Origin of the sequence: Microbacterium esteraromaticum, from assembly GCF_017303215.1 — a bacterium.
Lineage (GTDB): Bacteria > Actinomycetota > Actinomycetes > Actinomycetales > Microbacteriaceae > Microbacterium > Microbacterium esteraromaticum_C.
The window spans coordinates 84,715-103,695 of record NZ_JAEMWU010000003.1; the positions used below are offsets into that span (position 1 = coordinate 84,715).

Below are 18,981 nucleotides of genomic sequence, written 5' to 3' on the forward strand. Positions count from 1 at the left end.
CGTCGCGCCGACACCCCCAGGTGCGGACGCGTGCACGTGGGGGTGTCGGCGGCATCCGGGGGTGTCGGCGGGCCGGAACCGGCGCGTAGCGTGGGGGCATGAGCAACCGGCTGGCCGAGACCCGCAGTCCGTACCTGCGCGCCCACGCCGAGAATCCGGTCGACTGGTATCCCTGGGGGCCCGAGGCGTTCGCCGAGGCGCAGCGGCGCGACGTGCCCCTACTGATCTCGATCGGATACTCGACCTGCCACTGGTGCCACGTGATGGCGCGCGAATCGTTCGCCGACGCGGCGACCGCCGAACACATGAACCGCGACTACGTGTCGGTCAAGGTCGACCGTGAGGAGCATCCCGACGTCGATGGCGCCTACCTGTCGGCGGCCTCGGCGTTCACTCAGAGCTTGGGCTGGCCGCTCACCGTCTTCGCCACGCCCGCGGGGCGCACCTTCTATGCGGGCACCTATTTCCCACCCGCCGCACGAGGCGGCGTGCCCGCCTTCGGTGACGTGCTGACCGCGGTCACCGAGGCATGGACCGAGCGTCGGGGTGAGGTTCTCGCCTCATCGGATGCTGTCGCCGACGCCCTGCGCGATGCCGCCACCCGCACGCCGTCCCCGCCGCCGGATGCCGAGGCACTGCGCGCCGTTGCCGCGACGATCCTCGATCGGGAGGATCGCGTGTTCGGCGGCTTCGGTGGCGCACCGAAGTTCCCGATGGCCACCACACTGCGCTTCCTGCAGCATCCGCTGATCGGCGGCGACAAGGCGGTGCGGCGAGCGCTCACCGCCATGTCGGGGTCGGAGCTGCGCGATCCCGACGGCGGGTTCTTCCGCTACGCGACCGGGCGTGACTGGACCGTGCCGCACTACGAGCGGATGCTGACCGACAACGCCCAGCTGATGCAGGTGGCGCTCGATGCGGGGCGTGACGATATCGTGCGCGGTATCGCCGACTTCCTGCTGCGGGTGCTGCGCCGGGGTGACGGCGCGTTCGGTGCGGCGCAGGATTCCGAGTCGTGGATCGACGGTGAGCGCAGTGAGGGCGGCTTCTACCGTCGCGATGCCGCGGAGCGCGCCTCGCTGGAGCCCCCGGCGGTCGACGGCAAGGTGCTGACGGGGTGGAACGGGCTGGCGATCGGCGCGCTGTCGCGGGCCGGGGCCGTGCTCGGCGAGCAGGAATGGGTGGATGCTGCCGCGGCGGCGGCAGCCGTCGTACTCGCGATCAACCGCGGGCCGCGCGGTGAACTCGTGCGCTCGTCCCTCGACGGGGTCGCGGCTCGTGCGGTGGCGACGGCGAGCGATCTGGGGCTGTTGGCCGACGGGCTCTTCGCTCTCGCGCTGGCGACCGGTGATGCGGACTGGGCGACGATCGCACTCGACGTGCTGAGCGACAATGCGGCCCCTGATCCTGTGCTCGCGGCGCACGACATCCCGGCGGGCGCGGATGAGAGCGATGGTGATCTGCCGTCGGGTACGGCGGCGGTGGCATCCGCCCACCTCACCGCATGGTGGCTCGGCGCCGGTGAGTCGCACCGCGAGCGCGCCGAGCAGATGGTTGCCGGCCTGGTGGCCAGGGCGCTGCAGCAGCCGCTCGCGTTTGGTGCACTGCTGCGCGTCGTGAGCGGGCTGCAGGAGTCGCCGAGGCATATCGTGGCGGTGGCATCCGATCGTCGCGGCGCGCTGGCATCCGCCGCGCTCGATGCCGACGCCGACGTGATCGCGGTGGTCTCGCCCTCGCAGGCCCGCGCATTCTCGGATGCCGGGTTCGCCCTGTTCGATGAGAAGGATGCCGCAGACGGGGTCGTCTACGACTGCCTGGCGTTCGCATGCCGGTTGCCGGTGTCGGATCCCGCCACGGTGCATCGCGAGAGGGGATCCGCAGCGTGACGAAAGTCGACTTCAAGAAGAAACTCGACCGGTACCGCAGTGCGCCCGGTGAGTTCCGGGTGCTTGAGGTGCCCGCGACGCGCTACCTGATGATCGACGGTGAGGGCGACCCGAAGAAGGCGCCGCCGGCGCGGCTGGACGAGGATCGGCTCGAGACGCTGACTGAGGGGCTCTGCGTGCATACTCTGCACGTCGGCGCGTTCGACGACGAGGGGCCGCTGCTGGCGCGGATGCACGACGAGTTCGTCCCCGGCGCCGGGCTGCGGATGACGGGCAGGCATCACGAGATCTATCTCTCGGATCCCCGCCGCACGGCACCTGAGCGGCTCAGAACGCTGCTGCGGCAGCCGGTGCGTGCCGCATCCGACACCGCGTGAGGCTGCACGCGCGTCACCACCGCCCAGTAGTCTTGTCGCCTGCGGTGCGCTTCGTCTGTTCACGGGCCGCGGGGAGGAACCCACATGTCGGTTGGTCTGCTGGCGGTCGTCGACGACATTCTCAGCGCTGCTCTGAAGGCGTCGTCGAAGGCGGCCGGTGTCGTGATCGACGACGCCGCAGTGACGCCGCAGTACGTGCAGGGCCTCACGCCTGCACGCGAACTGCCCGTTGTCGGCAAGATCGCTCTCGGCTCGATCGGCAACAAGTTCCTGATCATCATTCCGATCGCCCTGCTGCTGACCGCGTTCGCCCCGTGGGTGCTGCCGTACCTGCTGATCATCGGCGGCACGTATCTGTGCTTCGAAGGCGCCGAGAAGGTGCTGGAGTGGTTCGGATTCGCGCATGGACACGCCGACAAGGGCGAGCGCAACGAGAACCGGCTGATCTGGGGCGCCATCCGCACTGACCTGATCCTCTCGACCGAGATCATGCTCATCTCGCTCGCCAGCCTCGACAAGGGCATGGGCCTGTGGCAGACGCTGGGCGTACTCGCGGTGATCGCCGTGCTGATGACCGTCGTGGTGTACGGCGCCGTCGCACTGCTGGTCAAGATCGACGATGTCGGCCTCAAGATGGCGAAGAACCCGGTGCGTCGCGTGCGGCACACCGGCACACGCATCGTGCGCTCGATGCCAGCAGTGTTCCGGGTGATCAGCGTGATCGGCACCGTCGCGATGCTGTGGGTCGGCGGTCACCTCGTCGTCGTCAACCTCGGCGAGGTCGGGCTGCACTGGCTCGCTGACCTGCTGCACGGCGTGGAAGAGCTGCTCGCCGGCTTTGGCGGATTCGTCGTGTGGCTCGGTGGCACCGCACTGTCGGCCGTGGTCGGGCTCATCGTGGGACTGGTGGTTGTAGGCGTGGTGCTCGGCATTGGTCGGATGCTGGGCAAAAAGCCCAGCTTCGATGAAGGTCACCGCATGCCGAAGGCGACGGCCGGCGCGCAGCACTGAGGCCGCGAGAGATTCAGCGCTTGTTGCGGGGATGCTGGCGGGCGGTGCGCTCGTTGCCGCGGCGATAGTTGCCCGTGAGGCGCGCCATGAGCAGCTGCGGATCCTCGGTTTCGACACGATCGAGGAAGTCCGCAGCCTTCGCCCCGCGAAGAGTCGCGGCTCGGATGCCATGGTGCAGGATCACCACGTCGTCTCCTCTGACGATGTGCTCGAAGCCGTGGGGAGCGGGCATGCGTCCATTCTGATGTGTCGTGACGGCATTCTGTGCCTAGTTCGCCTCGCTGGTTGCCGAGGGCGCAGCGGGTGGACTGCTATCGGTGCGCGTGCGTCTCGGTGATCTCGTCGACCGAGACCGTTCCTTCCACAGCAGCCACAACGCAGCCGACGTTGTCGCCGTACCCGCCACCGCCACGGATGCGGTTGCCGACCTCGACGATTCCGAATTGCTCGTTCTGGACCGATGTCTCATCGCCGCCGAGGGTGGTGCCAAACGGCCACTCGATGAGCCAGTTGCCCGTAGCGGAGACCAGCACGAAGCAACCATCTCGAAGTTCTACGACGCCGTCGACTTCTGCTTCTCGGAATGCTGACGGGGGCGTGTCAGGAACGAGAACGACGGGCTTCCCGTCGTCGGGCGAAGTAACCGTCCTGTCGCTATCTGTCGTGCAGGCGGCAAGAAGGAGCGTGAGCACAGCCGCTGCACCAAGGACAGAGAATATCTTCCTCATGCGCTGATGATTGCACGCCGCTTGGCCAGAGGCTAGGCTCTGGCCACTTTGTACTAAACGGTGAGGAGGAATCAATGATGATTGCACGATACAGATCCCTTGCTCTTGGCGCATGCGTCGCCCTTGCGGCAGCGCTTGTGGTCGGTGTCGGCCCGGCGACAGCCGACGATTCGGCCGGTGAAGACGGCGTCACGGTGGTAACTTGAGGCGCACTAGAAGCGTCCGCCTCAAGCCTGCTGCCTGAGGACGCACGCGCACTCGCTGACGATCTGAGCATCAGTGAAGACGAGGCTCAGCGTCGATTCGCGGGCCAGCAAGAGTTCCTCGAAGCGCTGACGAAAGCCATCGACGGAGTGCCGCACCGATACTCAAGCTCGGAATGGGGGCCCGTGGGTGAAAGCGCCGCATGGGTCTCGTTCACCGGCGCAGAGGACAGCAAGATCGTTGACCTCTTCGCTGATCTTCCCATCAAGGTTGAGGTCCGGTTTGGCGCGGAGCTTTCGGAGTCCGAGGCGGAGGATATTCGCCACGACGCAATGTCAGATCTGATGGCCACGGGCGCGTTCTCGCAGCTTGTTGGCGAGGCAGACCCGACTGCAGGCACCGTAAGTATTCGGTATCAGGTCGAGCCTGGGCAGGAAATTGACTCCTATGTGGCCGGAGCTGTTAGTGCGGTTATGAAGTCCAACGGTAGAGCCGACATCGATGTCATCGAGGCGACGGAAGACATCTCGATTGACCCGGAGCTCATCCGCGGCGGTGCGAGTATTTCTGGCTGCACAGCAGGCTTCAACGTTCGTATCCTCGGAAGTCCTCAGTACAAGGGTTTCGTCACTGCGGCCCACTGCCCCAATGCCGCCGGAACGCCGTCAGGAAGTACGTACGGCACTGTTTATCGGGGGCAGCACGCGGGTGCGTATGGGGAGGTTCAGAAGCACTCTTCGTCCGACCCGTTGATCGGAAACACGATCATCATCGCTCCCTCCACGTATCGCTCAATCACAACCGTCGTCTACCCCACCGCGGGGCAGTCGGTCTGCAACTATGGGAAGACCCGCTCGGCCCATAGTTGCACAACCGTTCGGAAGGTCGGACTCGCCTTCTACGCTGACGTCGATGGGACGGACCTGTACATCAGTAGGATGGTGCAGTCCAACGGGACGTTCACGAACGGCGGAGACAGCGGTGGCCCCTGGTTCATCAACAACTCGGCCGTGGGGATCCACTTTGGGAAGTCGGGTGGCTACTCAACCTTTAGCCAGGCAGGATTTGCGCAATCCATCCTTAACATCGCGATCATCACGAGTTAGGTGCGCGGATAGTGTCGACGGCTTGAATGAGAGCGATGCGTCCCTGCATTCCCCGGCTTCTTCGTCATCGCCCGTCGCCGCAGGTGCGAGCGCTCCCGTGTGGCGGCACTGCAACAGAAACCCTCCCGTGGCGTTAAACATCAACGTGAGCGCATGGGCGCAAAGACCCACGTACGAAGTCGCCGGCGAAGAGCGCACGACAACGGCCAGAGTTTCACTGAGAGCCTCGCCGCTCCCTGACAGAACTTCGCCTTACGTGCCGAGAACGCGTTCCGCGGCAATGGTCTGAAGACGGACGCCGAGCTGTGATTACTGCGCAGTAAAGCGGTGTGGTCATGACGGTAGGCGACGTGTGCCTCCCGATGATGCTGGTACCGTGCTCATCAAGTGATGTGCTCGGGTGTTGCGTGGCGTGAAAACTCGCTGCGTTCGCGCAGTCCATGGCTCAGCATCTTCCCGAGGTGTCGAGCCACAGCGACCGGGGACACGGTAGCGGGAGCCGATCCGCTCTGGGTGCGGAACGGATCCGTGTTCGTTGCGGGCATGATCAGATCCACCCGGGCAGCCAATTGTGGATCAGCCAGAAGTCGTATGGCACGCTCACGCCGGTCCAGACAGGGTAGAAGAAGGCCGAGACCAGCACGGTGACGACGAGGAATACGGCGACGGTGCGCTGCCCGGCCTGGCGTCGGTGCAGGGGATCGTCGGCGCGGCCGGCCAACTCGCGCAGCGCGACGGCGAGGGCGAGCACGAGGAACGGCACCATCACCACCGTGTAGAACTGGAAGATCGTGCGGTTCGGCACCAGCAGCCAGGGCACGTAGGTGGCCAGCAGTCCCACGAGCGGATAGGTGAGCCGCGGGCCGACGGGGGAGCGCTCGATGAGTCCCCGCACGAATCGGTACAGCAGATACAGGCACGCGGCCACCCCGCCGTACCAGATCAGCGGATTCGGCACCGACGAGATCACCGCGATGCAGTGGTCGGTGCCGCACGGAGCCGGATCGTCCGCCACCCAGATGGCCGTCGGGCGCAGCAGCAGTGGCCACTGCCACGCCGGGCTCGCGTACGGATGTGGGCTGGCGAGAGCCACGTGGAAGCCCAGCATCGACGCGTGATAGTCCCACAGCGCCATCAGCGGATGGGCATCCGTCGTTCGCCCGTACCCGCCCGCGGTGACCAGCCAACCCGTCCACGACGCGAGGTAGACGACCAGCGCCGGACCCACCAGCAACACGAACGACGCCGGACCTTGCCGGAAGACCGCATCGGTCGGCCACAGCACGATGCCCGCGCGGCGTCGGGCCAGTGCGTCGGTGAACACCGTGTACAGGCCCAGCACCGCCATCGCATACAGGCCTGACCACTTCACGGCCGAGGCGGCACCCAGCGCGATGCCCGCGGCGATCAGCCACGGCCGTGCCCACAGCACCCGCCCGATCATCCGCTGCGTGGTGGCGGGCCTTTCGGTGCGGGGGATGGTGCGCTGTCGATCGATCAGTACGAACAGCACCCCCAGCGTGATGAAGAAGGTGAGGATGCCGTCGAGCAGGGCGATGCGGCTCATCACGATCGCGACGCCGTCGATGGCCAGCAGGCCGCCGGCGATGGTCGCCACGGTGTGCGAACGTGTCAGCCGTAGGGCGATCAGGTAGACCACCAGCACCGTGAGCGCTCCGAGAACGGCGGTGGTCACCCGCCAGCCGAAGCTCGATCCGGGACCCCACAGGGCCATGCCGAGGGCGATGATCCACTTGCCGAGCGGCGGATGCACGACATACGAGCCCTCGGGCTGCAGCGCGGAGGCATCGCCCTGGGGCAACTGCTCGTTCGCGCCCTCGCCCCAGGTGCCCTCATAGCCCAGCGTCCACAGTGACCACGCGTCCTTGACGTAGTACGTCTCGTCGAACATGATCTCGTGCGGGTGGGCGAGATTGACCAGGCGCAGCACCGCCGCGAGCAGCGTGACCAGCGTGGGGGCGAGCCAGGCGAGCATCCGAGCCCGCGCCGGTTCCGCGCGCAGGCCGTCGCGCAGTCTCTCCCAGCGCGTCGTCGCCCGCGGATGCTGCGGCAGCGCGTCGCTCGAGGTCACCCGAACAGCCTAGTTGCGGCGCCTAAGCTGGTCGGATGATCATCCTCGCCGCGACTCCCATCGGCAACCTCGGTGATGCGTCGCGGCGCTTGATCGAGGTGCTTGAGAACGCCGAGATCGTCGCGGCTGAAGACACCCGCACCACCCAGCGCCTGCTCAAGGCACTGCAGATCGACAACCGTCCGCGGCTGATCGCCCTGCACGACCACAACGAGAAGCACAAGGCCGTCGAGTTGGCCGAGATCGCCGCCGATCAGGACGTCGTCGTCGTCAGCGACGCCGGGATGCCCGCGATCAGCGACCCCGGCTACGGGCTGGTCGCCGCGGCGGTCGAACGCGGAGTGACCGTCACCGCAGTGCCGGGGCCCAGCGCCGCGCTGATGGCGCTCGCGATCTCGGGAATGCCCACCGACCGGTTCACGTTCGAGGGCTTCCTGCCCCGCAAACCGGGGGAGCGCAGGCAGACGCTTCGGATGCTGGCATCCGAGCCCCGCACGATGATCTTCTTCGAGTCGCCCGCGCGGCTCGCCACGTCGCTCGCCGACATGGGAGAGGCCTTCGGCGCCGACCGTCGTATCGCGGTCTGCCGTGAGTTGACGAAGCTGTACGAAGAGGTGCGCCGCGGCACCGCCGACGAACTCGTCGCCTGGGCTGAGGCCGGTGTGAAGGGCGAGATCGTCGTCGTCGTCGAGGGCGCCGTGCCCGTTGCCGTATCGGCCGAGAACGCGCTCGCGCAGGTGCAGGCTCTCGTCGCCTCGGGGCTCCGCCTCAAAGAGGCCTGCGCCGAGGTCGCCGCCGCCACCGGGTTGAGCTCACGCGACCTGTACCAGGCGGCGCTCGCCGCCCGATGAGCGCACACGTCGCCGACGCCTACGATCGGCGCTCCGCCGAGTACATCGCCGTGCTCGGCGAGATCACTCAGATGGACGCTGCCGACCTCGACCTGATCGGTGCATGGCGGGATGCCACTCCGGGACGGCTGCTGGATGCCGGGTGCGGGCCGGGGCACTGGGCCCAGTTTCTGCGCAGCGGTGGGCGCGAGGTTCTCGGTGTCGACCTTTCCGCACAGTTCATTGCGCACGCACGCTCGACGTATCCGAAGATCGAGTTCGTCGCGGGCTCATTCACGGATCTGCCGGCGTCGGACGCGTCGCTGGGCGGCATCCTCGCCTGGTACTCGCTGATCCACATGCCACCCGAAGAGCTGCCCGTCGCCCTGGCCGAGTTCGCCCGGGTGCTTGCCCCCGGCGGCAGCATCCTGATCGGGTTCTTCGACGGTTCGCCCGGCGAGCCCTTCGACCACGCCGTCGCGCCCGCCTACTACTGGAGCGCGGATGCCCTCGGGGAGTTGCTTGATCGTGCGGGCCTCACCGCGACAGCATCCGAATCCCGCGCGCGTGCGGAAGGCGAGATCAGCGCCCGCCCGCATGCATCGTTGATGGCTACCCGGCGCTGAGGGACCGCCTGCCCCGAGCCCCGGTCACGCGGCCAACGCGCGGGCCTTTCCCGCCTAGAATCGAGAGCATGCCCGCAGGCGAATCGTTCTACATCACCACGCCCATCTACTACCCCTCCGATGTGCCTCACATCGGCCACGGGTACACGACGGTCGCCGTCGACACCCTGTCGCGCTGGCACCGCCAGGCGGGCGATGACACGTGGATGCTCACGGGCACCGATGAGCACGGCCAGAAGATGCTGCGCGCGGCCGCGGCCAATAACGTCACGCCGCAGGAATGGGTCGACCGTCTGGTCGGCGAGAGCTGGTTCCCGCTGCTGAAGACCCTCGACGTGGCCAATGACGACTTCATTCGCACGACGCAGGAGCGTCACGAGCGCAACGTGCAGACGTTCTTCCAGAAGCTGTACGACGCGGGCTACATCTACGCCGGCGAGTACGAGGCGCTGTACTGCGTGGGGTGTGAGGAGTTCAAGCCCGACAGTGAGATCGTCGAAGGCACTGGCCCGTTCGAGGGGCTCAAGGTCTGCGCGATCCACTCCAAGCCGCTGGAGCTGCTGCAGGAGAAGAACTACTTCTTCAAGCTCAGCGAGTTCCAGGACCGCCTGCTCGAGCTCTACAAGACCGAGCCCGACTTCGTGCGCCCTCACTCGGCGCGCAACGAGGTCGTGTCGTTCGTCAGCCAGGGCCTGAAGGACCTGTCGATCTCGCGCTCCACGTTCGACTGGGGCATCCCGCTGCCGTGGGACGAGTCGCACGTCATCTACGTGTGGGTCGACGCGCTGCTCAACTACGCCACCGCGATCGGCTACGGCTCCGACCAGCAGAACTTCGACCGCCGCTGGCCCGGCTACCACGTCGTCGGCAAGGACATCCTGCGCTTCCACGCGGTGATCTGGCCGGCGATGCTGATGGCCGCCGGTGTCGACGTGCCCAAGGGCGTCTTCGCGCACGGCTGGCTGCTGGTCGGCGGCGAGAAGATGTCGAAGTCGAAGCTCACCGGTATCGCACCGACCGAGATCACCGATGTCTTCGGCTCGGACGCCTACCGCTACTACTTCTTGTCGGCGATCGCGTTCGGACAGGACGGCTCGTTCTCGTGGGAGGACCTCTCGGCCCGCTACCAGGCCGAGCTCGCCAACGGCTTCGGCAACCTCGCCTCGCGCACGATCGCGATGATCCAAAAGTACTTCGATGGCGTCGTGCCGACCGCGGCCGAGTACACCGAGCGCGATCTCGAGATCCAGAAGACGGTGGCGGATGCTGCGACTGGCGCGGATGCCGCCATGGAGCAGTTCCGGATCGACGAGGCGATCGACGCGATCTGGACGATCGTCGACCAGCTCAACCACTACATCACCGAGAACGAGCCGTGGGCGCTCGCCAAGCAGGCGGATGCGGGCGACGAGGCGCAGCGCGACCGTCTGGCCACCGTGTTGTACACCTGTGCCGAGGGTCTGCGTGCACTGGCTGTACTGCTGTCGCCGGTGATGCCGCAGTCCACGGCGAAGCTGTGGGATGCCCTCGGCGTCACCGACGCGCTGGGTGAGCTGACGGCGCAGCCGATCCGTGAGGCAGGCGCGTGGGGTGCGCTGCAGCCCGGCACCAAGGTCGGTGCACTGGCGCCGTTGTTCCCGCGTGTGGAGCAGACCGCCTGAGCGACGAGTCGACCGAGCCATGACCGAGACATACGTGCGCGAGCGCTCCTCCGAGGGGCGCAAGGATTTGCGGTACCCGGCGGCGCCTGAGCCGCTGGCCGTTCCGGTGTACGACAACCATGCGCACCTCGAGATCGTCGACGGAGTCGAGCCCCTTGCGCTCGCCGAGCAGCTCGATCGCGCCGCCGACGTGGGCGTCGCTGGCGTGGTGCAGGCCTCGGGTGACATCGAGTCGTCCCGCTGGGCGGTCGAGGCGGCGGCATCCGATCCCCGCGTGCTCGCGGCGGTGGCGATCCACCCCAACGACGCCCCCGTGTACGCGCAGGCGGGGCGCCTCGCCGAAGCCCTCGACGTGATCGACGAGCTCGCCGCGCACCCGCGCACGCGCGCCATCGGCGAGACCGGGCTCGACTACTTCCGCACCCGCGAGGAGGGGCGTCCCGCCCAGCACGAGTCGTTCGAGGCACACATCGCCTTGGCCAAGAAGCACGGCATCGCGATGCAGATCCACGACCGTGACGCTCATGACGATGTGCTGGCGGTGCTCGATCGCGTTGGCGCGCCCGAGCGCACCGTGTTCCACTGTTTCTCGGGCGACGAGCAGATGGCGCGCATCGCGGCGGATGCCGGCTACTACCTCTCGTTCGCGGGCAATGTCACGTTCAAGAACGCGCAGAACCTGCGCGACGCGCTGGCGGTCACCCCGCTGGAGCGGATCCTCGTCGAGACGGATGCCCCGTTCTTGACCCCGGTGCCGCTGCGAGGCCGCCCCAACGCGCCGTACCTCGTGCCGATCACCGTGCGGTTCCTGGCCGCCGAACTCGGCATCGACGTGGATGAGCTGAGCGCTCGGCTCGCCGCGAACACCCTGGCGGTCTACGGCTCGTTCGACTGAGTCTCAGTTCGCGGGCGCCGGGCTCGTCGGATCGGCGTCATCCAGCGCCGGCTTGGCGTTGACGATGTGCGAGATCGGGCGCCAGACCACCAGCAGGGTCAGTGCGGCACCGGCGAAGGCGAACCACCACGGTGCGGTCAGCCCCCACACCTGGGCGATCACGCCGCCCAACGCCTGCCCGATGACCATGCCGCCGAACACGCCCACCATGTTCACCGACGCCACGCGCCCCTGCAGCTCGGGTGGCACCAACCTCTGGCGGACGGTGGTCGAGATCGTGCCCCAGACGAAGGCGTAGAAGCCGAAGAACAGCATGATCACCAGCGCCACCCACCCGGTGCTGGTCAGCGCGAACGCGAGGTGCATGACGACCTCCATCGACAGGCACACACGCATCAGTGTCGCGAACGAGATGTGCCGCTCCAGCCAGCCGAAACTGAAGGTGGCGAGCAGACCTCCGGCCGCGGACGCTGTGGTGAGCGCGCCGAACCCGACCGCGCCCATGTTCAGGTGCTCGGTCGCGTACAGCACGAGCACGCCCCAGGGGGCCGCCCAGGTGATGTTGAACAGCAGGATGATGAGCACCAGCATCCGCACCGGGGGATTGCGCCACAGCCATTTGATGCCCTCGGCGATGTCCGTGTGCACCGGGGCGCGCGCCGCGTCGGGGCCGCCCTCACGCGGCGGAACCGGCGTCGCCGCCATCCGCGAGACGAGCACGATCGCCAGCACGATGCACAGCCCTTCCAGCAGGAACGGCCACGCCGAACCGGCGGCGAACAAGAAGGCTCCAAGCGGAGGGCCGGCGAACTGGTTCGCCACCAGGTACCCGGCCTGCAGGCGGGCATTGCCGATGCCGAGGTCGACGGGTCGCACCAGCATCGGCAGCAGCGTGCTCGCCGTCGTGTCGACGAACACCTCGGCGGTGCCGTACAGGAACGCCACCGCGAGCACGATCCAGATGTTCGCGGTCCCGGTCAGCAGAAAGACGCACAGCGCCGCGATCACGATCGCGCGGGCGGCGTTGGCGAACATCACCAGGCGGCGGCGGTCGAAGCGGTCGGCGATGGCTCCCGCATGCAGCCCGAACAGCAGCCAGGGCAAGAACTGCAGCACGGCGCCCGAGGCGACCAGGATCGGCGACGAGGTCATCGAGGCGATCAGCAGGGGAGCGGCGGCCAACGCGACGCCGTCGCCGATGTTGCTGGTCCACGACGACGCCAGCAGCCAGCGGAAATCGCGGCCCAGACGGCGCGGTGCGATGAGCTCTCCGAGTGCGGTCACCCGGTTGATCTTAGGGTCGTTTCCCGCGGCACGTGACGGAATGCGGAACAATGTGAGGATGACCGTCTCACTGCTCGGCGCCACCGAGATCCGCAGACTCGCCGCCGAGCTCGACGTCACCCCCACCAAGAAGCTGGGGCAGAACTTCGTCGTCGACGCCAACACCGTGCGCAAGATCGTGCACGCCGCGGGCGTGCAGCCCGGCGAACGGGTCGTCGAGATCGGCCCGGGCCTCGGCTCACTGACCCTGGCGATCCTCGAAGCGGGCGCGACGGTGACCGCCGTCGAGATCGACCACCGCCTGGCCGAGCGCCTGCCGCGCACCGCCGCCGAACGCGGCGTCGAGGACGGCGCACTCACCGTGGTGGACGCGGATGCCATGCAGGTCACCGATCTACCCGGAGACCCCACGATCCTTGTCGCCAACCTGCCGTACAACGTCTCGGTGCCGGTGCTGCTGCACTTTCTGGAGACCTTCCCGGCGCTGCAGCGCGGGGTCGTGATGGTGCAGGCCGAAGTCGCCGAGCGGCTGGCCGCGCGGCCCGGCTCGAAGATCTACGGCGCCCCGAGCGTGAAGGCCGCGTGGTACGGCCCCTGGCAGCTGCGGGGCACCGTCTCGCGGCAGGTGTTCTGGCCCGTGCCGAACGTCGACAGCCTGCTGGTCGGCTTCGTGCGCGATGACGAACCCCGCGGCAGCGAGGACGAGCGCCGTCGCACGTTCCAGATCGTGGACGCCGCGTTCAACCAGCGTCGCAAGATGCTCCGTCAGGCGCTGTCGGGGCTGTTCGGCAGCTCTGCGGCAGCATCCGCCGTTCTGGAATCCGCCGGTGTCGCACCCACCGCACGCGGCGAGGACCTCACGGTCGACGACTACCACCGCATCGCACGCACGGCTCCGACAGGCACCGCATCGGCTGATGCGGATACTCTGGCACCGTGACCGAACCGCGCTTTCAGCCCCACGTTCCCGAGATCCACCGCCCGTACGTCGCGGCTCCGGATCGCTATCAGCGCTTCGCCTACCGTCAGGTGGGCACCTCTGGCCTGTACCTGCCGCCGATCTCGCTCGGCCTGTGGTGGAACTTCGGCGACAACATCCCGCTCGACAACCAGCGCGCGCTGCTGCGCCACGCATTCGACAACGGCATCACCCACTTCGACCTGGCGAACAACTACGGCCCGCCATACGGTTCGGCCGAGAAGAACTTCGGGCGCATCTTCGCCGAAGACCTGGCGCCCTACCGTGATGAGCTGATCATCTCGTCGAAGGCGGGCTGGGACATGTGGCCGGGGCCCTACGGCGACCTCGGCAGCCGCAAGTACATCCTCGCCAGCGCCGAGCAGTCGCTGACCCGCATGGGTCTCGACTACGTCGACATCTTCTACTCGCACCGCGTCGACCCGGTCACCCCGATCGAAGAGACCATCGGGGCGCTCGACACCCTGGTGCGGCAGGGCAAGGCCCTCTACGTCGGCATCTCATCGTACAGCCCCGAGCGCACCGAGGCCGCACTGGCCGTGGCACGCGACCTGGGCACGCCGTTGATCATCCACCAGCCCTCGTACTCGATCCTCAACCGCTGGGTCGAGGATGGCCTGACCGATGTGCTGCGCGCCGAGGGCGTCGGTGCGATCGCCTTCACGCCGCTCGCGCAGGGACTGCTCACCGGCAAGTACCTCGGCGACGGCACGGCCGATCGTGCGCAGAAGCGCGGGTCACTGTCGGACCGGCCGCTCTCAGACGAAGGACTCGCCCTGCTGCGCGGGCTCAACGACATCGCCGCCGACCGCGGGCAGAGCCTTGCGCAGATGGCCCTGCAGTGGACGCTGCGCGACCCGGTGGTCGTCTCGGCGCTGATCGGCGCCTCGCGTCCGGAGCAGCTCGATGAGAACATCGCCGCGGTAGATGGTCCCGCGTTCACCGACGAAGAACTCACGGCGATCGACGCACTCTCGCACGGCATCGACGTCAACCTGTGGTCGGTGTCGTCCGAGTTGTGAACCGTGCGCGCGAGGCGCGCCGTGACAGAAGGGAGCCGAGATGAGCACAGCGCAGCGCACCGAAGCCGTGCACGTACGCGCCCCCGGCAAGATCAACCTCTACCTGGGGGTCGGGCTACCGCACGATGATGGCTATCACGCCCTGGCTACGGTGTTCCAGGCCGTATCGCTGTACGAGGACGTCACGGCCTACCCCGCCGACGGGTTCTCGCTAGAGGTGCACGGCGACGTCGACATCGACGACGTGCCCACCGACGACCGCAACCTCGCCATGCGCGCGGCCAAGCTGCTCGCTCAGGCCACCGGGGTCACGGCCGGCGTGCACCTGGTGATCCGCAAGGGCGTGCCCGTCGCCGGGGGAATGGGCGGTGGCTCGGCAGATGCCGCGGCCGCGCTGGTCGCGTGCGATGCGCTGTGGGGCACCGATCTCGGTGCTCACCGGCTGCACGAGCTGGCGGCACGGCTCGGGGCCGATGTGCCGTTCGCGCTGCACGGCGGAACCGCGATCGGCGCGGGTCGAGGCGACGAGCTGACGCCCGCTCTGGCGCGCGGACGCTTCGACTGGGTGCTGATCATGAGCGCACAGGGACTGTCGACCCCCGAGATCTACGGGCGCCTCGACACGATGCGCGCCCACGGCGAGGCGCTCGCCGACGACCCGCAGCCGTCCTTGGACGTGCCGGTGGCGGTACTGCAGGCGTTGCGGGCGGGGGAAGCCGCAGCCCTCGCCCCCGTGATGTTCAACGACCTGGAGCGCGCGGCTCTGGACGGTCGTCCTGATCTCGAGCATGCGCTCGCCGACGGTGTACGCCTTGGGGCGTTGTCGGGAATCATCTCGGGCTCGGGCCCCACGGTCGCGTTGCTGTGCGGCGGCCCCGAAGCCGCGCGTGCGGTGCAGCAGGAACTGCAGGCGGCCGGCCATACGGCGCTGCACGTGCACGGGCCCGTCGCCGGCGCACGCATCGTGGTCTGAGTGCGAACGCGTCAGGGTTGAGCGGCACCTCGTGCGACTGTGAGGATGGGACGATGGGTGCAGCAGGAAAGAACTGGCGCGCGCGACTGGTCCACGCGATCCACGTCGATGCGGCCTCGCGCCCCGAGACCCAGGCGATGCTCTCGATCGACGAGATGCATGCGCGTCGCGTCATCGAGCTGGCGATGCGCATCGCCGAGTCTCTGATCGCCGTCGGCGCCGCGGCCAACGAAGTCGTGCTGTCGATCACGAGAGTGACGGCGGCATGGGGCATCCGTCCGGTGCACGTCGACATCACGTTCAACTCGATCGCGGTGTCGTATCACGGCGGTGAGTCCGACCTGCCGTTCACCCTGATCCGGGTCGTCCGCGCGCCCGTGCCCGATCACTCCAAACTCCAGCAGCTGCAGGCGCTCGTCGCGCAGATTCAGGCGGGTCTCGACCTCGACGAGGCGCGCATCCGCTTCCACGTGATCCGCCGCACACCCTTCCGGTACCGTCCCGCCGTCATCGTGCTGGCACAGGGACTGCTCGCCGTCGGCGTCTGCCTGCTCTTCGGTGCGGGCTGGATGACCACCCTTGTCGCGCTGCTCGCCGCGTGCGGCGCGGCGCTGACTCAGCGCTGGATGGCGCGGATGCATGTGCCGTTCTTCTTCTCGCAGGCCGCCGGTGCGCTCGTGGTCACCGCGTTCGCCGCGGTGACCAATGCCCTGCGTGTCCACGAAGTGCCCCTGTTCGAAGGCGCCAGCCCCGGTATCATCGTCGCGGCCGGTATCGTGCTGATGCTGGCGGGGATGTCGGTCGTGGCTGCGGCGCAGGATGCCATCGACGGCTTTGCGCTCACGGCGGGCGGGCGCATCCTCGACCTGGCGTTGCTCACGCTCGGGGTCGTGGTCGGCATCGTCGGCGGCGTCTCATTCGCCCAGCGACTCGGGGTGGGCTTCCCGCTCTCCACCGACCCGCCCGAGCTCGGGCCGGTAACCATGCAGCTCGTCGGCGTCGTGCTCATCGCCGTGACGGTGGCCGTGTGGAACGGTGCCACCGCGCGCACGATCCTCGTCTCGGCACTCTTGGGGAGCATCGCCTGGGGTGGGTACAGTGCCGCCGTCGCCGGCGGCATCGGCGTCGCACTCGCGAGTGCGATCGGGGCGCTGGTCGCCAGCTTCATCGGCACGCTGATCGCGCACCGTCTGCACGTGCCATCGATCGCCGTCACGACCGCCGCCATCGTGCCGATGGTGCCCGGTTCCGTGGTCTACCGCGGGCTACTCGGCATCGTCGAGGCAGAAGGCGAGGCGATGGGGCTGATCCTCGGGTTCGCGGACTTGTTCCAGGCGGCTGCCATCGGCCTCGCCCTCGCCTCGGGCGCATCGCTCGGACTCGTGCTCGGTGCACCGGTGCGCGACACGCTGCAGAGCGTCGTGCGCCGACGCGGTCGCATCCGCTGACCGGCGGGCGCACAGCGGTACCGGATAGCCTGGGTACGACATGGCACATCTGCTCGGAGCCGAAGGGCTCCACCTCGAATACCCCACCCGCGTCGTCTTCGACTCCGTCACCCTCGGCATCGAGGAGGGCGACCGCATCGGCATCGTCGGACGCAACGGCGACGGCAAGTCGAGTCTGCTCGCGATGCTCGCGGGCCGCAAGGAGCCCGACGCCGGCCGCGTCACGGTGCGCGGCGGAACACGCATCGGCGTGCTCGACCAGGCCGACACGCTCGACGACGCACTGACCGTGGGAACCGCCGTCGTCGGCGACACCCCCGAGCACGAGTGGGCGGGGGATGCCCGCATCCGCGACGTCATCGCCGGGCTGGTCGGCGACCTCGACTGGGAGGCCTCGGTGGCCTCGCTCAGCGGCGGTCAGCGCCGCCGTGTCTCACTGGCGCGACTGCTGACCGGCGACTGGGACATCATCGCGCTCGACGAGCCCACGAACCACCTCGACGTCGAGGCGATCACGTGGTTGGCGGGGCATCTGAAGACCCGCTGGGCCCGCAACGCCGGGGCACTCATGGTCGTCACCCACGACCGGTGGTTCCTCGACGAGATCTGCACGGCCACCTGGGAGGTGCACGACCGCATCGTCGAGCCCTTCGAGGGCGGATACGCCGCGTACATCCTGCAGCGCGTGGAGCGCGACCGAATGGCCGCCGCGACCGAGGCCAAGCGCCAGAACCTCGCCCGCAAAGAGCTGGCCTGGCTGCGTCGTGGCGCGCCCGCGCGCACGAGCAAGCCGAAGTTCCGCATCGACGCCGCCAACGCACTCATCGCCGATGTGCCGCCGATCCGAGACACCGTATCGTTGCAGTCGCTCGCCGTGGCGCGGCTGGGCAAAGACGTTGTCGACCTGCTCGACGCCGGTGTCGCCTACGGCGACCGCCAGGTGCTCAAGGACGTCGAGTGGCGCATCGCGCCGGGCGAGCGCACTGGCATCCTCGGCGTCAACGGTGCGGGCAAGTCGACGCTGCTGGGCCTGGTGGCCGGCACCGTCGAACCGACCAGCGGTCGCGTCAAGCGCGGCAAGACCGTGCAGGTGCGCACCCTGACCCAGCGGATCGACGAGCTCGAACAACACTGGACCGACCCCGTGCGCACGGTGATCAACGGGCTGCGCACGTCGTACACCTTCGGCAGTGGGTCGAAGGCGCAGGACCTCACCCCGGGGCAGCTGCTCGAGCGGCTCGGATTCACCTCGGCGCAGTTGTCGACCCCGGTGAAGGATCTATCGGGTGGACAGCAGCGCCGACTGCAACTGCTGCTCGTGCTGCTCGACCAGCCCAACGTGCTGATCCTCGATGAGCCGACCAACGACATGGACACCGACATGCTCGCCGCGATCGAGGACCTGCTCGACTCGTGGCCGGGCACACTGCTCGTGGTCAGCCACGACCGCTACTTCCTCGAGCGCGTCACCGATCAGCAGTACGCCGTGCTGCCGGGCCCCGACGGCTCAGGGCGCCTGCGGCACCTGCCCGGCGGGATCGACGAGTATCTGCGCCTGCGTGCGGCGATGCCCACCGGCGCGCGGACGGCGCACGATGCCGCACCCGCTCCTGCCGCGTCGTCGCTGTCTGGGGCCGAGCTGCGCGCCGCCGAGAAGGAGGCGTCGATGCTCGAGCGCAAGATGCAGAAGCTGAACGATCAGATCGACAAGGCCAAGCACGCTCTCGCCGACCATGACCAGTCCGACTACGAGGGTCTGGGCGAGAAGATGCGCGCGATCCAAGCCCAGCAGGACGAGGTCGAAGAGCTCGAGCTGCGCTGGTTCGAGGTCACCGAGCAGATCGGCTGAGTTCAGGCTC

17 protein-coding genes are annotated in these 18,981 nt (G+C 68.0%); 13 read left to right on the plus strand and 4 right to left on the minus strand.

The genetic code is table 11. The annotated features are described in order from the left end of the window. Positions 1–98: 98 nt before the first annotated feature. The 3 genes from JF543_RS13195 (at position 99) to JF543_RS13205 (ending at position 3,274) form a co-directional block, all read left to right on the plus strand. Positions 99–1,886 (plus strand): thioredoxin domain-containing protein, encoded by a 1,788-nt coding sequence (locus JF543_RS13195; protein ID WP_206824748.1) that lies wholly within the window; start codon positions 99–101, stop codon positions 1,884–1,886. Beyond that, positions 1,883–2,263 carry a GyrI-like domain-containing protein gene (locus JF543_RS13200; protein WP_347401166.1) on the plus strand — a complete coding sequence of 127 codons (381 nt, stop codon included), beginning with the start codon at positions 1,883–1,885 and terminating at the stop codon, positions 2,261–2,263. The genes JF543_RS13195 and JF543_RS13200 overlap by 4 nt, the downstream gene beginning before the upstream one ends. 84 nt (positions 2,264–2,347) lie before the next feature. Continuing rightward, a complete protein-coding gene (locus JF543_RS13205) occupies positions 2,348–3,274 on the plus strand; it encodes a DUF808 family protein (protein ID WP_206551693.1) in 927 nt (308 codons plus the stop codon). A 13-nt stretch (positions 3,275–3,287) separates the two neighbouring features. On the opposite strand, the gene JF543_RS13210 is transcribed toward JF543_RS13205, so the two are convergent. Continuing rightward, positions 3,288–3,506, minus strand: coding sequence for a hypothetical protein (locus tag JF543_RS13210; protein WP_206551694.1), 219 nt, complete (start codon positions 3,504–3,506; stop codon positions 3,288–3,290). 79 nt (positions 3,507–3,585) lie between these two features. Further along, positions 3,586–3,807 carry a hypothetical protein gene (locus tag JF543_RS13215; protein WP_206551695.1) on the minus strand — a complete coding sequence of 74 codons (222 nt, stop codon included), beginning with the start codon at positions 3,805–3,807 and terminating at the stop codon, positions 3,586–3,588. 584 nt (positions 3,808–4,391) lie between these two features. On the opposite strand from JF543_RS13215, the gene JF543_RS13220 reads away from it, so the two are divergent. Further along, positions 4,392–5,312: a hypothetical protein gene (locus JF543_RS13220; protein ID WP_206824751.1), complete on the plus strand. Its 921-nt coding sequence runs from the start codon at positions 4,392–4,394 to the stop codon at positions 5,310–5,312. 547 nt (positions 5,313–5,859) lie between these two features. Here the strand turns inward: JF543_RS13220 and JF543_RS13225 are convergent. Then, the gene (locus JF543_RS13225) at positions 5,860–7,404 is read right to left on the minus strand and encodes a dolichyl-phosphate-mannose--protein mannosyltransferase (RefSeq protein WP_347401167.1); all 1,545 of its coding nucleotides are present in this window, start codon (positions 7,402–7,404) and stop codon (positions 5,860–5,862) included. A 35-nt stretch (positions 7,405–7,439) separates the two neighbouring features. On the opposite strand from JF543_RS13225, the gene rsmI reads away from it, so the two are divergent. From rsmI to JF543_RS13245, 4 genes are all read left to right on the plus strand, one after another. Then, the gene (gene rsmI / locus JF543_RS13230) at positions 7,440–8,255 is read left to right on the plus strand and encodes a 16S rRNA (cytidine(1402)-2'-O)-methyltransferase (protein ID WP_206822137.1); all 816 of its coding nucleotides are present in this window, start codon (positions 7,440–7,442) and stop codon (positions 8,253–8,255) included. Continuing rightward, the gene (locus tag JF543_RS13235) at positions 8,252–8,860 is read left to right on the plus strand and encodes a class I SAM-dependent methyltransferase (RefSeq protein WP_179410314.1); all 609 of its coding nucleotides are present in this window, start codon (positions 8,252–8,254) and stop codon (positions 8,858–8,860) included. Before rsmI ends, JF543_RS13235 begins: the two co-directional genes overlap by 4 nt. 68 nt (positions 8,861–8,928) lie before the next feature. Further along, positions 8,929–10,521 (plus strand): methionine--tRNA ligase, encoded by a 1,593-nt coding sequence (metG, locus tag JF543_RS13240; protein ID WP_179410315.1) that lies wholly within the window; start codon positions 8,929–8,931, stop codon positions 10,519–10,521. A 19-nt stretch (positions 10,522–10,540) separates the two neighbouring features. Further along, a complete protein-coding gene (locus JF543_RS13245; RefSeq protein ID WP_206824752.1) occupies positions 10,541–11,416 on the plus strand; it encodes a TatD family hydrolase in 876 nt (291 codons plus the stop codon). A gap of 3 nt (positions 11,417–11,419) precedes the next feature. Here the strand turns inward: JF543_RS13245 and JF543_RS13250 are convergent, their stop codons facing one another. Then, a complete protein-coding gene (locus tag JF543_RS13250; protein WP_206824753.1) occupies positions 11,420–12,700 on the minus strand; it encodes an MFS transporter in 1,281 nt (426 codons plus the stop codon). 58 nt (positions 12,701–12,758) lie between these two features. Here JF543_RS13250 and rsmA point away from each other — a divergent pair, with 58 nt between their 5' ends. Genes rsmA through JF543_RS13275 form a run of 5 tightly spaced genes read left to right on the plus strand, consistent with a single transcriptional unit; the run spans position 12,759 to position 18,971 of the window. Further along, positions 12,759–13,640 carry a 16S rRNA (adenine(1518)-N(6)/adenine(1519)-N(6))-dimethyltransferase RsmA gene (rsmA, locus tag JF543_RS13255; RefSeq protein ID WP_206824754.1) on the plus strand — a complete coding sequence of 294 codons (882 nt, stop codon included), beginning with the start codon at positions 12,759–12,761 and terminating at the stop codon, positions 13,638–13,640. Next, positions 13,637–14,701: an L-glyceraldehyde 3-phosphate reductase gene (gene mgrA, locus JF543_RS13260; protein ID WP_315900927.1), complete on the plus strand. Its 1,065-nt coding sequence runs from the start codon at positions 13,637–13,639 to the stop codon at positions 14,699–14,701. The genes rsmA and mgrA overlap by 4 nt, the downstream gene beginning before the upstream one ends. A 40-nt stretch (positions 14,702–14,741) precedes the next feature. Then, positions 14,742–15,674, plus strand: coding sequence for a 4-(cytidine 5'-diphospho)-2-C-methyl-D-erythritol kinase (locus tag JF543_RS13265; RefSeq protein WP_206824755.1), 933 nt, complete (start codon positions 14,742–14,744; stop codon positions 15,672–15,674). A gap of 53 nt (positions 15,675–15,727) precedes the next feature. Continuing rightward, positions 15,728–17,122, plus strand: coding sequence for a threonine/serine exporter family protein (locus JF543_RS13270; protein ID WP_179410320.1), 1,395 nt, complete (start codon positions 15,728–15,730; stop codon positions 17,120–17,122). A gap of 40 nt (positions 17,123–17,162) precedes the next feature. Beyond that, on the plus strand, positions 17,163–18,971 hold the full coding sequence (locus tag JF543_RS13275) for an ABC-F family ATP-binding cassette domain-containing protein (protein WP_206824756.1): 1,809 nt from the start codon (positions 17,163–17,165) through the stop codon (positions 18,969–18,971). The last annotated feature ends 10 nt before the right edge of the window (positions 18,972–18,981 follow it).